Genomic DNA, 13,014 nt, shown 5'->3' with positions numbered 1-13,014 from the left:
GACTCTCGAATGCGAATCTCCAAATACGCCGCGTTCGTCGGGGTCGTCGCGCTCGCGCTCCCCAGCGCGTGCGGCAGCTTCCTCGACTCTCAAACCGCCGTCGCCAACCCCAACGCTCCGACGGCCGCCACGACCAACCAGCTGTTCGGCGGCGCGATCGCCAACATCATGGGCCAGCAGGAAGGCCCGGTGGCGATGAACATCTGCGAGTGGATGCAGCAGTGCGCCGGCCAGGGCGGACGGTTCGTCGACCTGCAGGGCACCTACGCGATCGACTCGGACAGTTTCGACGGGTCGTTCCAGTCCATCTACACCACGGGTGGATTGATCCAGATCCGCCAGGTGGAGGCGAACGCCACGGCCGCGAACGACAAGGTGTATCTCGGCATCGCCGAGGTGGTCGAGGCGATGGACGTGCTGTGGGGCGTGGACATCTGGGGCGACATGCCGTACCGCGAAGCGGTCGGCGGCAACTCGTCGCCTCATTTCGACCCGCAGCAGCAGATCTACGCCGATCTGCTGACCCTCCTGGACAAGGCCATTACGGACATGGGCTCCGGTGGCGCGGGTCCCGGCGCGTACGATCTCATCTACGGTGGCAACACCGCGAAGTGGATCGAAACCGCGCACACGCTCAAGGCCCGCATCTATCTCCACCAGGAGGAGAAGCTCGGTGCGGCGCAGTACACGAGCGCGCTCAACGAGGCCAAGAAGGGTATCTCGACGCCCGCCAACGACTGGCTCACGGTGCACTCGTCGGCCACGTCGGAGCGCAACCTGTGGGCGCAGTTCCAGCTCACGTCGTTCGGCCAGGACCTCGTCGCGGGTTCCGTCCTCGCCAAGATCATGGTCGCCCAGAACGACAAGCGCCTGCCCGACTACTTCGCCAAGAACTCGCACGGCGGGTACGCCGGCTACGACGTCACGACGCAGACCACGCCGGCCGATTCGGTCTCGTCGATTCTTGGATCGAACCGCACCAACGACGCGGAGTTCCAGCAGCCGATCATCACGTACGACGAGACGCAGTTGATCATCGCCGAGGCGGCCTTCCAGACCAACGACAAAACCACCGCGACGACGGCCCTCAACAACGTGCGTGCGCGGTACAGCAAGGCACCGATCGCAAGCCCCACGCTCAACGACATCATGACCGAGAAGTACATCCTCACGTTCCAGAACGTCGAAGCGTGGAACGACTACAAGCGCACCTGTCTCCCGGCGCTCAAGCCGGCTCGCAACAAGACGGCGATCCCCGGCCGCTTCCTGTATGGATCGACCGAGATGCAGACGAACACGAACGCGCCGACGAACGAGCCAGGGCTCGCCAGCGGCCGAAACTGGAACGACCCGAACGGCTGTCCGTAAATCGCCGTCCCGGCGCGGGAATGGAGTTGAAGTGCTAGCGTTGATGCGGGGAGGGTGAGCGTGCCTCGCCCTCCCCGCGATCCTTTGCAGGAGTGACGTCGCATGATCATGAAACAAGCTCATCGCGCCACGGTTACGGTCGTCGCCGGCGTGCTCGCTTCGGGGTGCTACGCGTATACCACGCCGCACATCGCGGAGACCGAGCACCTCACCGGACGCCAAGTGCAAGCGACGCTGACCGACTCCGGCTCCGTCATCATGGCGGCGAAGGTGGGGCCGGCCATCGAGCAGCTGCGCGGAAGCGTGGTCGCCGAAGATTTGACCTCGCTCTCCGTCGCAATGGATGAGTCGGTGCGACGCGATGGAACAGGCGCCCCGTGGAAGCAGGAGGTCGTCCAGGTACCACGGCCGTTGATTCGCGAAATCGACATTCGTGGCTTCTCGCCAACGCGGACACTGTTCGCAGCGTTCCTCACGTCGGCAGCACTGATCGCGGTGGAGAAGGGGTTTTTGAAGAACGGCGGGGCCAATGCCGCCGGGACGGCCCAAACCGGTACGCCCGTCGCGCGCTGAGCGATCAGTGCGCGGGCGCGGTGCTCACCCGCGCCCGATCCAATAGACGGCCGCGGTTGCGTTCGCGGCGCCCGCGGCGTAAGTCATCGTGTTCGACCAGACAACTCGTGACACGGCGATGACGACACGCCTCCGCCCTCGCGGCCAGTTTGTGCTGTTCTCGGTTTTCCTCGCCGCGGCGCTGCAAGGGCAGGCGGCGGCGCCCGCGACGCGGCTCGTCCACGATACGGTTCATTCGGCGGCGCTCGAGGGGAACAAGTACGGCGATTCGCCGAATCGCTCGGTGCTCGTGTACCTGCCGCCGAGCTACGGCTCGAGTCCGACGAAGCGATACCCGGTCGTCTACCTGCTCCACGGCTTCACCGCGAACGAGCTTTCGTGGGCGCGCGGTTACGCCGGGTTCGACATCGGCCGCTCCACAGACTCGCTCGTCGCCGCCGGCGCGGTGCGAGAGATGATCATCGTGATGCCGAACGAGCGAAACCGCCTGCTCGGCAGCTTTTACACCAACTCCTCGTCGGCCGGCGGCTGGGAGGACTTCACGGTCGCCGAGCTCGTGTCGTACATCGACGGCAAGTACCGCACGCTCGCCACTCCGCGCAGCCGAGGAATCGCCGGCCACTCGATGGGTGGATTCGGCACGTTGTACTTGGCCATGCGACACGCCGGCGACGTCTACGGCGCCGCATACGCCCTCAGCGCGTGCTGCACGCACTTTCGGATGTCCGCGGATCCCGGTGCCGCTGCGGCGTGGGGGCTCGTCGAGGACCTGGCGTCACTCGATGACGCGAAGCGCTTGCCGTTCGGCGCATCGGTCGATCTCGCGATGGCTGCCGCGTTCACGCCGAATCCGAACCGGCCGCCACTCTTCGTGGACTTCCCCGCGGAGCGTCGGGACAGCAGCTGGCGACTGATGGACGAAGTAGCGGCGAAGTGGACCGAGCATTTTCCGCTCGACATGATTCCGCGCTCGGCGGACCGGCTGAAGCGTCTCGCTGGGTTCGCGTTCGACATCGGCACGCGCGACGAGCTCGTGCCGCCGTCGCAGCTCGTCACGATGGACACGGCGCTCACGCGTGCCGGGGTGCCGCACACCTTCGAGACCTACGACGGCACGCACACCAACGGCATCGGCCAGCGAATCATCACCAAGGTGTTACCATTCTTTTCGCGAACTCTCGAGTTCGGTCCTTCACCGACAACTGGCAGGAACCATCAATGAGACGATTTTTGTCCGTTGCCGCGGTCGCGCTCTTGGCGGCCCCGGCCCTTCTCGGCGCGCAGCCGCGTGGATCGGAAAAGTGCGACCCTGAGAACGCCGGAATCAGGCTTCCACAGGGCTTCTGCGCGACCGTCTACGCGGAGAAAATCGGCGTCGACGGCGATACGCTGAAGAACCCGCGTCACATGGTCGTCGCGCCGAACGGCGACGTGATCGTTTCGGCGCAGGGGCGCGGTGGCGTCGGCGGCGTCTGGATTCTTCGCGACGAGAACGGCGACGGAAAGGCCGACAAGGCGGTCCACTTCGCGCGCGGATTCACCTCGTCGGAGGTCGCGCTGTTCGACGGACACCTCTATACGGAAACCAGCACGGAGATTCTTCGCTATCCGTTTCCGACCGGAACGTTCGCTGCCGCGGGAAACGCGGACACCGTCGCCGAGGAATTGCCGAAGGGCGGGAGCCACCAGGTCAAGACGTTCACGATCGACCGCGCGGGCAACCTATATGTGAACTTCGGTACGGCGACCAACTCGTGTCAGACGGCCGACCGTCAGAAGGAATCCCCGGGGAAAAATCCGTGCGACGAAGTCGAAATTCGCGGAGGGATCTGGAAGTTCGACGCGCGGAAATTGCACCAGAAACCGAGCGCCGAGAATCATTTCGCCCGCGGCATTCGCAACGCGGTCGGCATCGCGATGAACCCGCTGGACGGAAAGCTGTGGACGACGCAGCACGGTCGCGACGGACTCGGCGGCGAGCCGGAGAACTCTGGACAGTGGCCGCAAAGCGCGCACTACAACGCCGAGAACCCCGCGGAAGAACTGATTCAGCCCAATCAGGGCGATGACTTTGGCTGGCCGTATTGCTACTACGCAGTGGAGGAACACCATCTGGTGCTCGCGCCCGAGTATGGCGGTGACGGCAAGAAGACCGGCCAATGCGCGCCGAAGAAGGAGCCGGTCGCGGTCTTTCCCGCGCACTGGGCGCCGAACGGACTCATGTTCTACACGGGCTCGTCGTTCCCGGCGAAGTACAAGAGTGGCGCGTTCATCGCGTTCCACGGATCGTGGAATCGGGCCCCGGAGCCGCAGCAGGGCTACAACGTCGTGTTCCAACCTCTGAACGGCGGCAAGGCCGCCGGCGCTTTTGAGGTTTTCGCCGAGGGCTTCGGGCCGCGAAACCCGGGCAACCACCGGCCCACGGGTCTTGCCCAGGGAACCGACGGCTCGCTGTTCGTCGCCGACGACGCGGGCGGACGCATCTACAAGATCGTGTACGACAAGAAGTAGGATCGGCTAGGTTGTGAAACAGGTGGACAGGTGGACAGGTGGACAGGTGGACGGGAACCGCTTGAACAGCGAAGAGTTCGGGGGAGAGAGAGAAGTGAGTGAGAATCGACTCAAGGATCTTCATGATGCGGGCGTGGCGATCTGGTTGGACTTCATCGATCGCACGATCCTGAAGAACGGCGACTTGGCGCGCCGAATTCGCGACGATGCCGTGACCGGAATGACGTCGAACCCGACGATCTTCGAGAAGGCGTTGGCCGAGGGCACGACGTACGACGATCAGATTCGGTTCTCCGCCGGCGACTTCACGGCGATGGAGCTGTTCGAGCGGATCGCGACGACCGACGTGCGCGACGCGTGCGACATCTTCCGTCCGACGTTCGACGGGCTCCACGGCGCCGACGGCTTCGTGTCGATCGAGGTGTCGCCCGGCGCGGCCAACGATGCCGCGGCGACGATCGACGAAGCGACGCGACTCTGGAAAACGGTGGATCGCCCGAACGCGTTCGTGAAGGTACCCGGCACCGTCGAAGGCGCGAAGGCGGTGCAGCGACTCACGGCCGCCGGCGTCAACATCAACATCACGTTGCTGTTCGCGATCGAGGCGTACGCGCGGGTCATCGACGCATACATGGCGGGGCTCGAGGAGCGTGTCGAAGCGGGCAAGGACATCACGAACATTCATTCGGTGGCCAGCTTCTTCGTGAGCCGCGTAGACACCGAGACGGACAAGCGGCTCGACGCCGCCGCGAAGTTACGCCCGGGCGACGCGAAAGCGCTCGAGGGGTTGAAAGGCAAGGCGGCGATCGCCAACGCAAAGCTCGCCTACAAGCTCTTTCAGGAGCGGAAGGCCTCGCCGAGATGGATGGCGCTGTCGGCGAAGGGCGCCACGATCCAGCGTCCGCTGTGGGCCAGCACGAGCACCAAGAATCCGGCGTACCGCGACGTGATGTACGTCGAGGACCTCATCGGCCCGAACACCGTGAACACGATGCCACCGCAGACCGTGGACGCGTTCCGCAACCACGGTAACGTCTCGCGCACGGTGGACAAGGACGTCGACGAGGCGCAGGCCACGATCGACGAGCTCGGCACGTACGGAATCTCGATCGACGACGTGACGCAGAAGCTGCTGGTCGACGGCATCGCGAGTTTCCAGAAGTCGTACGACACGCTGCTGGCCGGACTGCAGGCGAAGACGAAGGCGCTGGGGAAGGAGCTGGTCGAGAGCCACTAACTCACGCCGTCAACACGAACTCCACTATTGCGCTACTGCCGAACCAAGATCGTGTGCACGTTGGGCCCATCGAGCTCGACGCGCGACGCGTTACGCGGCCTCGTCGGCGCCGGCCTGAACGTCGCCCGGATCAACTTCTCACATAGCACGCACGAACAGCACGCGGCGACGATCGCGCTGATTCGCGAGGTTGCCACCGAGACGAAGCGGCCGATCGCCATTCTCGGCGATCTCCAGGGTCCGCGAATCCGCATCGGTGAGCTGGGGAATACGCGCGAGCTTCTCGACGGGAGCGACGTCGTGTTCGCGCCGGAGGGGAAAGAGAAGGGCGACGAAGTGCCCGTGACCTACGAGGCGCTCGCCGACGACGTCAACGACGGTGACCGGATCCTCATCAACGACGGACTGATCGAGCTCGTCGTTCTGGATGTCGCCAAGCCTCGCGTGACGGCGCGCGTCGTACACGGCGGCACGCTCTCCAGCCACAAGGGAATCAACCTGCCCGGCGTGCAGGTGTCGGCGCCGTCGATCACGTCGAAGGATCGCGAGGACATCGCCTTCGCCGTGCAGCAGGAGCTCGAGTACGTCGCGCTGAGCTTCGTGCGGCGGGCGCAGGACATCGCCGAGCTGCGGCAGCTCGTGCCGAAGCACATGCTCGTCGTCGCGAAGATCGAGAAAGATTCGGCGCTCGAGAACATCGAGTCGATCGTGCGCGCCTCGGACGGCATCATGGTCGCGCGCGGCGACCTCGGCGTGGAGCTGCCGTTCGAGGAGGTGCCGTGGGCGCAGAAACGGATCATCGCGCTGTGCAACCGGCTTGGACGGCCGGTGATCACCGCGACACAGATGCTCGAGTCCATGATCACGCATCCGCGTCCGACGCGCGCCGAGGCGAGCGACGTCGCCAACGCGATCCTCGACGGCACCGACGCGGTCATGCTGTCGGCCGAGACCGCGGCGGGACAATATCCGCGGTTGGCCGTCGAAGCGATGACCCGCATCATCACGGAGATCGAGACTCGCGCGCGTCCCCGCGGTCAGCGCGACGAACGCCGAAAAGACGAGACGGCGGTGTCCACCGAGTTTGCGATCGCCGCGGCGAGCGCGGCCGCGGTCACGATGCTCGATGCGCCTGTGCTGATCGTATTCACGAAGAGCGGCTTCAGCGCGCGCGTCGTCGCCGCCCACCGGCCGAGGGTGCCGATTCTGGTGCTGACCGACGTACCGCGCACGTTTCGCCAGCTCGCGCTCGTGTGGGGCGTGATCCCGGAGCTCGTGAAGCACTGCAACACGTACGACGAGATGGTGCAGCTCGCTCTCGAAGCCGTGCAACGCCGCGGGCTCGCCCGCGATGGCGATCGCGTCGTGGTCACGGCGGGCGTGCCGTTCGACGTTCCCGGCACGACGAACCTGCTCAAGGTCGAGACGGTGTAACGGGCGGGCGCCCGTCGCACCGTGACTCCGTGAAACTCACCTTCCTCGGCACCGGCACCAGTTTCGGCGTCCCCAAGATTGGGTGTCGCTGCGCGGTGTGTACGTCGCCGGATCCGCGCGACAAGCGAAATCGCGTCGGCGCGGTCGTGGAGAACTTTCACGGGACTCGGCTTCTCATCGACACGCCGCCGGAACTGCGCCTCCAGCTGATCGCCGCGGCAATCGACCGCGTCGACGCGGTTGCCTACACGCATAGCCACGCCGATCACACGCACGGCATCGACGACTTGCGGGCGATCACGGTGAATCGTGAGGCGCCGCTTCCGATTTATGGGCCGAAGGAGACGCTGGACGAGCTGGAGTCGAAGTTCCGCTACATCTTCGACGATCAAATCCGGCCTTTGCCCGGGACGTCGAAGCCCGAAGGAAAGGCGCATCCGGTCGCCGCAGGCGTTCCGTTCATGGTCGGCGACATGGAAGTGCTGCCGGTCGGGGTGCCTCACGGAGCTGTCACGGTCTTTGCATATCGAATCGGGCCGTTGGCGTACGTCACGGATGCCAAGTCGCTTCCACCCGACGCGCTCCGCTTGCTGGCCGGCGCGAAGGTGCTCGTGATCAACGCCCTCTTTCGAACGGAACATCCTACGCACCTGAGTCTCCCCGAGGCGGTGAGCGCCGCGCGTCAAGTCGGAGCGGAGCGCACCTATCTCACGCACCTCACGCACGACAATTTCCACGCGGACCTCGAGGCAGAGCTGCCGCACGGCATTACGCCGGCGTTCGACGGTCTGGTGGTTCGCGTCGACTGACGTGCGTAACGCGCGCCGCACTTCACACCACGCTCATGACGCTCGATCTCGATTTCTCGAACATGATGGGGGATGTCGTCGGCGGTGGGATCACGACGGCCGATTGGACGTCCGCCCCCAACGCGTTCAGAGCAGCGCACGACACGTTCGGCAAGCGAAGAGCCGCGGGTGAGCTCGGTTTTCTTGCCCTCCCCGACGACACGGAGCTTCACAAGCAGTCCAGTGATTTCGCCGCCAGCGCGAAGGGCAAGTATGATGACGTCGTCGTGCTTGGCATCGGCGGCTCGGCATTGGGCCCCATCGCGCTGCGCACCGCGCTGCTCGCGCCCGACTGGAACGCGCTGACCGACGCGGAACGCGCCGGAAATCCGCGCCTTCATGTGCTCGACAACGTCGACCCGTACACCATCGCCGCGCTGCTCGATCGCCTCTCGCTCGAACGGTCGCTGTTCGTCGTGATCTCCAAGTCGGGTGGCACGGCCGAGACGATGGCGCAGTATCTCGTCGTGCGCGATCGGTTGAACAAGGGAACGAAGGACGCGAAAGCGCATCTCGTGTTCGTCACCGATCCCAAGAACGGCGCGCTGCGAGAGATCGCGAACTCCGAGGGGATTCCCGCGGTCGATATTCCGCCGGCCGTCGGCGGGCGCTACAGCGTGCTCACGCCGGTCGGGATTCTTCCGGCGGCTTTGACGGGGATGGACACCGCCCAGCTTCTCGCGGGAGCGCACGACATCGCCGCGGGCTGCACGGGAAAAGACCTGTCGAAGAATCCGGCGGCGCTCTTCGCGACGCTCCAATACCTCGCGGACTCGACCGCCGGCCGGCACATCCACGTGCTGATGCCGTATTCCGACCCGCTGCGCAATCTCGCCGACTGGTTCGTGCAGCTTTGGGCAGAGAGTCTCGGTAAGCATCGGCAACCCGGCGACCATGGAGTCGGTCCGACGCCGCTTGCCGCGTTGGGCGCGACCGACCAGCACAGCAAGGTGCAGCTCTTCATGGAAGGGCCACTCGACAAAACGGTCACGTTCATCGCCGTTCGTGAATCACCGTCGGACGTGACCATTCCTTCGCTACATTCAGATGTGAAGGAGCTCGGCTACCTCGGCGGGCACCGACTGGGCGAGCTGTTGTCGATCGAACAGCGAGCGACTGCCGGCGCGCTCGCGAGGCGCGGTCGGCTGAGTATGACGATCCATATCGATCGTGTGGACGCGTGGCATTTGGGCGCGCTGTTCATGCTGCTGGAGATCGCAACGATATACGCGGGCGCGCTCTACGGAGTGAATCCGCTCGACCAGCCGGGCGTGGAGCTCGGCAAGCAGTTCACCTACGCGCAACTCGGCCGCGTCGACGCGGAACAGGCGCGGAAGGAATGGAATCTGTTGCCGAAGCCGGATGCGAGGTATGCCTGGAAGGCGGAGGGCCGATAGGCCGGTGGACCGGTGGACCGATGGACCGGAACGATCGAGACGACGGACGAATCTCATGAACTCAATCGAATCGCTCAACGAATTGTTCGGCGCTGACGTCAAGGTCCGCGACGGCCGCGTGACGGTGAAGAACGCTGATGCCGTCGCGACGGCGGCGATGGACACGCTGGTGAGGGCGGCGGTCTTCGAGTCCGGGCCGGAGAAGGAGCATGCGCGCTGGCTGATCTGGGAAATCGCGCAGGCAGTCGGAGTGATACCGTCATCGATTCACGAGTTGTACAAGGCCCGCGGGCGCGGTGCGTGTCACGGGTTCACCGTGCCCGCGATCAACGTGCGCGGGATGGCGTACAACACGGCGCGATCGATCTTCCGGACGGCGCTCGCCAAGAAGGCCGGCGCGTTCATTCTCGAAATCGCGCGTTCGGAGATCGCCTACACGGACCAGCGGCCCGGCGAGTACGTCGCCGTCGTGCTGGCCGCGGCGATTCGAGAAGGGTTTCGCGGTCCGGTATTCATCCAGGGCGACCACTTCCAGGTGAACGCCAAGAAGTACGCCGCCGATCCGAAGCCCGAAGTCGACGCCGTCAAAGCGCTGGCCCGCGAAGCCATCGCCGCCGGCTTCTTCAACATCGACATCGATACGTCCACCCTCGTCGACATCTCCAAGTCGACGCTCGACGAGCAGCAGCGGCTGAATTGTGAGGTCGGCGCCGACATCTTCAAGACGGTGCGCGAGCTGGAGCCCGACGGGATCACGATTTCCATCGGCGGCGAGATCGGCGAAATCGGCACGCAAAACAGCACGGCCGAAGAACTGCGCGCCTACGTGGACGGACTGATTCGTCGTCTGCCGAAGGGCGAGGTCGGCCTGTCGAAGATCAGCGTGCAGTCCGGGACGTCGCACGGCGGCGTCGTGCTGCCCGACGGCTCGATCGCCGACGTGAAGCTCGATTTCGACACGCTCGAGCGGCTGTCGAAGGTCGCGCGCGACGAGTACGGGCTCGCCGGCGCGGTTCAACACGGAGCGTCCACGCTACCGGAAACCGCCTTCCACAATTTCCCGAAGTGCGAGACCGCCGAGATCCACCTGGCGACGAACTTCCAGAACATGTTGTTCGACCACATTCCGGATTCGCTGCGCGCCGAGATCTATAAGTGGCTCGACGAGAACGCCAAGGACGAGCGCAAGCCGAAGGATTCCGACGAACAGTTCTATTACAAGACTCGCAAAAAGGCGCTGGGCCCGTTCAAGCGAAAATTCTGGGACCTGCCCGAAGCGACGCGCGCCGCGCTCGACGCCGCGTACGACCAGAAGTTCGGTTTCCTGTTCGATCAGCTGGCCATCGGCGATACCGCACCGATGGTCGCGCGATTCGTGAAGCCCATCGCCATCCATCGCGACGATCCAACGCGTGCCGTGTCGGTGGCGGCAGCGCCGGACGACGCGGAGTTGAGCGACTGACGATTGGCGACGGCCGACGAGCTGTGGCTGGGGGTCTTCCAGCGGCTCTGTGACGCGACGGCGCACCAATTCAAGGGCGCGCTGAATGGCGTGGCCGTGAACTTGGAGGTCGTACGGTCGCGCAGTACGAAGGCGGACGCCGACACGTCTACGGTACGCCCGTTCGCCGAGGCGGCGGCGGCCGAGTTGGAATCGGTGATCCAATCGGCGGAGGCGATGCTCTCTCTGGCGAGGTCGCCGCGTGGCGGGGGAGCCACCGACATCGCGAAGATCACTCGCGACGTGGCCGTGCTGGCCTCGCGCGGCGCAGCCGCGAGCGAGGCCGGAACGCGCCTTACGGTCGACAAGGGGGTAGAACGGCTCGGGACGACGAGCGTGCCGGCATCGGCGGCCCGGCTCGCGATCGCGGCCGTCCTGATGGCCGCGGTCGAGGTCTCGGACGACGTCGTCTGCGCCGCCGTGGAGGGGCCCGGAGGCCCCGCGATGCGTATCTCTTACGCCGAGCGCGACGGTTCGAGATTTGCGCTGAGCGACGAGGTCGTTTCCGCGGCGCATAGTGCTGGCGTCCATCTCGACATCTTCGAAAGCGGCGCTACGATTACGTTCCCTACCTAAAGGGCGGAACGCCCCGGGGTATCCCGACAGCGCATGAAACACACGAACGCGAAGATTCTGATTGCGGACGACGAGCAGGCGATTACGTCAGGCCTGAGCGCCATTCTGACCGACGAGGGGTACACGGTCGACATCGCCCCGGACGGCCAGAAAGCGCTCGAGCGGCTGGCCAACGATCGCTACGGGGTGGCGCTCGCCGACTTGAAGATGCCCAAACTCGACGGTTTGGCGCTGCTTCGTGAGCTACAGCAACGCCGAATTGCCACGGAATGCATCATCATCACCGGGCAGGCCACCGTGGACTCGGCTGTCCAGGCGATGCAACAAGGCGCATACGACTACATCGAAAAGCCGCTCAACGCGGACAAGCTCAACCGACTCAAGGCGTTGATTCCCAAGGCCCTCGAGAAGTTCGAGGTCCAGGAAAAGAACCGCGAGCTCACGTCGCGGCTCGAGGGACTCACCCACTATGGCGAGCTCACCGGCCAGTCGGAGGTGATGCGGGGCGTCTACCAGGTCATCGACGCGGTCGCTCCGTCCACGGCGAGCGTGCTCATCCTCGGCGAGTCCGGCACCGGCAAGGAGCTGGTCGCCCGGGCACTGCACAGCAAGAGCGAGCGGGCCAGCGGGCCGTTCTTCGCGCTGAACTGCGCCGCGCTGCCGAAGGAGATTCTCGAAAACGAGTTGTTCGGCCACGAGAAGGGCGCGTTCACCGGCTCGGTAAACGAGAAACCCGGCGCGTTCGAAATGGCGAGCGGCGGCACGATTTTCCTCGACGAAGTCGCTGAGATGTCGCCGGACATTCAGGTCAAGCTGCTTCGCGCACTCGAGACGCGGCAGGTTCGCCGCCTCGGCGGAAAGAAAGAGATCTCCGTCGATATCCGCATTGTCGCGGCGACGAACAAGGATCTGCAGCAAGCGATCACCGACGGAGACATCCGCGAGGATCTCTACTACCGTCTCGCGGTCGTCGAGATCTCCCTGCCGCCGCTGCGCGAGCGGACGGAAGACATCCATCTCCTCGCCACCGAGTTTCTCGCGCGGTACGCCGAGCAGAACGGAAAGAAGATCGCCGACTTCGACGATGCGGCGTGGGGGTGGATCCTCGCGTACCACTGGCCGGGGAACGTGCGCGAGTTGAAGAACGCGGTCGAGCGCGCGGTGATCATGGCGCGCGGCGACGCGATCAGTCTGAGCGACGTGATGCCGCGACATCTGCGCGACTCGGGTGTGGCCCCGACCTCGGTGACGATCCCAGTCGGCGCGAGCGCCACGGAAGGGCGGCGGTTGCTCGCGCTGCAAACGTTCGCGTCCACGTCGGGCGACATGGACAAGACGTCCAAGCTCCTGGGGATCAGCGGGGACGACGTGCGACGAGACCTGATGTCGTTCCTGAGCGGCGAGATGCAGCCGCCTCCCACAGCGACGCTGACGACCGCGACGCCCGCCGCTCACGCCGCGGACGACACAACGACCAACGGCCGGGCGAAAGCCGACCTTCCACAAGAGCGCGTCTTGGCTTCGGTGAAGAAGCCGTTGGCGCGCAAACGCTAACCGAGAGGAGATCGC

11 protein-coding genes are annotated in these 13,014 nt (G+C 65.0%); all 11 read left to right on the top strand.

Annotated features, from left to right (window positions below; all coding sequences use genetic code 11):
• Positions 1-9 precede the first annotated feature (9 nt).
• The gene (locus tag VGQ44_14705; protein ID HEV8448077.1) at positions 10-1,368 is read left to right on the top strand and encodes a SusD/RagB family nutrient-binding outer membrane lipoprotein; all 1,359 of its coding nucleotides are present in this window, start codon (positions 10-12) and stop codon (positions 1,366-1,368) included.
• Between the two features lie 102 nt (positions 1,369-1,470).
• A complete protein-coding gene (locus tag VGQ44_14700; protein HEV8448076.1) occupies positions 1,471-1,941 on the top strand; it encodes a hypothetical protein in 471 nt (156 codons plus the stop codon).
• A 118-nt stretch (positions 1,942-2,059) separates the two neighbouring features.
• Entirely contained in the window at positions 2,060-3,163 is a 1,104-nt protein-coding gene (locus VGQ44_14695; protein ID HEV8448075.1) for an alpha/beta hydrolase-fold protein, read from the top strand.
• Positions 3,160-4,452: a PQQ-dependent sugar dehydrogenase gene (locus VGQ44_14690; protein ID HEV8448074.1), complete on the top strand. Its 1,293-nt coding sequence runs from the start codon at positions 3,160-3,162 to the stop codon at positions 4,450-4,452. The genes VGQ44_14695 and VGQ44_14690 overlap by 4 nt, the downstream gene beginning before the upstream one ends.
• 94 nt (positions 4,453-4,546) lie before the next feature.
• Positions 4,547-5,689 (top strand): transaldolase, encoded by a 1,143-nt coding sequence (gene tal / locus VGQ44_14685; protein ID HEV8448073.1) that lies wholly within the window; start codon positions 4,547-4,549, stop codon positions 5,687-5,689.
• A gap of 27 nt (positions 5,690-5,716) precedes the next feature.
• On the top strand, positions 5,717-7,123 hold the full coding sequence (gene pyk, locus VGQ44_14680) for a pyruvate kinase (GenBank protein ID HEV8448072.1): 1,407 nt from the start codon (positions 5,717-5,719) through the stop codon (positions 7,121-7,123).
• Between the two features lie 29 nt (positions 7,124-7,152).
• The gene (locus VGQ44_14675) at positions 7,153-7,932 is read left to right on the top strand and encodes an MBL fold metallo-hydrolase (protein HEV8448071.1); all 780 of its coding nucleotides are present in this window, start codon (positions 7,153-7,155) and stop codon (positions 7,930-7,932) included.
• A 35-nt stretch (positions 7,933-7,967) separates the two neighbouring features.
• Positions 7,968-9,368, top strand: a complete 1,401-nt coding sequence (locus tag VGQ44_14670; GenBank protein HEV8448070.1) for a glucose-6-phosphate isomerase — start codon at positions 7,968-7,970, stop codon at positions 9,366-9,368.
• 55 nt (positions 9,369-9,423) lie between these two features.
• Positions 9,424-10,830: a class II fructose-bisphosphate aldolase gene (locus VGQ44_14665; GenBank protein ID HEV8448069.1), complete on the top strand. Its 1,407-nt coding sequence runs from the start codon at positions 9,424-9,426 to the stop codon at positions 10,828-10,830.
• Between the two features lie 3 nt (positions 10,831-10,833).
• The gene (locus VGQ44_14660) at positions 10,834-11,445 is read left to right on the top strand and encodes a hypothetical protein (GenBank protein HEV8448068.1); all 612 of its coding nucleotides are present in this window, start codon (positions 10,834-10,836) and stop codon (positions 11,443-11,445) included.
• Positions 11,446-11,478: 33 nt separating this feature from the next.
• Positions 11,479-12,999, top strand: a complete 1,521-nt coding sequence (locus VGQ44_14655; GenBank protein HEV8448067.1) for a sigma-54 dependent transcriptional regulator — start codon at positions 11,479-11,481, stop codon at positions 12,997-12,999.
• Positions 13,000-13,014 lie beyond the last annotated feature (15 nt).

The sequence above is a fragment of the Gemmatimonadaceae bacterium genome (assembly GCA_036003045.1).
Classification (GTDB): domain Bacteria; phylum Gemmatimonadota; class Gemmatimonadetes; order Gemmatimonadales; family Gemmatimonadaceae; genus JAQBQB01.
This window is presented reverse-complemented; position numbering and strand designations above follow the sequence as displayed.

Bases quoted from the DNA above. Each gene is read 5' to 3' on its own strand.
- VGQ44_14695 (HEV8448075.1), top strand. From the start codon at position 2,060: ATGACGACACGCCTCCGCCCTCGCGGCCAGTTTGTGCTGTTCTCGGTT.
- VGQ44_14700 (HEV8448076.1), top strand. From the start codon at position 1,471: ATGATCATGAAACAAGCTCATCGCGCCACGGTTACGGTCGTCGCCGGC.
- VGQ44_14670 (HEV8448070.1), top strand. From the start codon at position 7,968: ATGACGCTCGATCTCGATTTCTCGAACATGATGGGGGATGTCGTCGGC.
- VGQ44_14705 (HEV8448077.1), top strand. From the start codon at position 10: ATGCGAATCTCCAAATACGCCGCGTTCGTCGGGGTCGTCGCGCTCGCG.
- VGQ44_14690 (HEV8448074.1), top strand. From the start codon at position 3,160: ATGAGACGATTTTTGTCCGTTGCCGCGGTCGCGCTCTTGGCGGCCCCG.
- VGQ44_14655 (HEV8448067.1), top strand. From the start codon at position 11,479: ATGAAACACACGAACGCGAAGATTCTGATTGCGGACGACGAGCAGGCG.
- VGQ44_14665 (HEV8448069.1), top strand. From the start codon at position 9,424: ATGAACTCAATCGAATCGCTCAACGAATTGTTCGGCGCTGACGTCAAG.